Source organism: Bartonella sp. MR168JLCBS, assembly GCF_042194175.1.
This window is the reverse complement of the sequence record NZ_JBHIMP010000288.1, coordinates 1-803: the sequence shown is the minus strand read 5'-3', so window position 1 is coordinate 803 and position 803 is coordinate 1. Positions and strand designations below refer to the sequence as shown.

General features: G+C 33.5%; 1 protein-coding gene. It reads left to right on the top strand.

Annotated features, from left to right (window positions below; translation table 11 throughout):
- A partial coding sequence (locus tag ACFIK8_RS10930) for a type IV secretion system protein (protein ID WP_375636795.1) occupies nucleotides 1-577 on the top strand: 577 nt, incomplete at its 5' end.
- Nucleotides 578-803 lie beyond the last annotated feature (226 nt).

Genomic DNA, 803 nt, shown 5'->3' with positions numbered 1-803 from the left:
ACCAGCAGAATATCTGGAGATTATAGAGCTCTTAAAAAAACAGCTTGAGTTAAAAAAAGAACAACTTTCGCAAACAGAAAAAGCCTATCAAGCTATAACAAAGGGTCAGAAAACTGCACCTCAGAAAATAGACTTTTCTAGTTTTTTTCTCAAAGAACCAGAATCGCTCTATAAGAGAGATAAGCTTTCACGGGAATCATATCAAAAGGTATTAGAGGAAGAAAACAAAATTTATGGGTCTTTTGAGCAAATGGGCAAAGCTATTTCAAGGCGTTTACAATTTGCATCGATACTAGATAAAGCTGTAAGTTTAGAAACTTTTGAAAACGTAGAAAATCGTTTTAAATACCTCCAACATCTATTAGATGAAATTCAAAAAAAAGAAAACCTGAAAGATACTGCAGATCTTCAAGCACATATCGATGGTTCGTTAGCCATGATCCAAAATGAATTTATAAAGATGGAAATGGTAGCGCATTTACGTAACGCTGAGCAATCACTTATCAAAAAGAAAAAACGCGAACTTAGTATGAAATTTTTTAACCATGAAGCAAAAGGGATGCCTACCATACGATAAAAACAAAAGCCAATGTAGAAAGTTCAGTACTATCTGAACAATTCAGAGGGGCAGAAAGGTTTTCTCAAAGCCAAGGTATCGTGATGAAAATACTTAGGTAATGTATAAATGCAAATAACGCGTTTAGCATGTATCTATGTTTCAAGGTGATAAAAAGTTGAAAATTCGTTAAAGAGGAATTCCATGAACTTTACAGTGTTCACGCAACTTTTCAATAAAATTGATC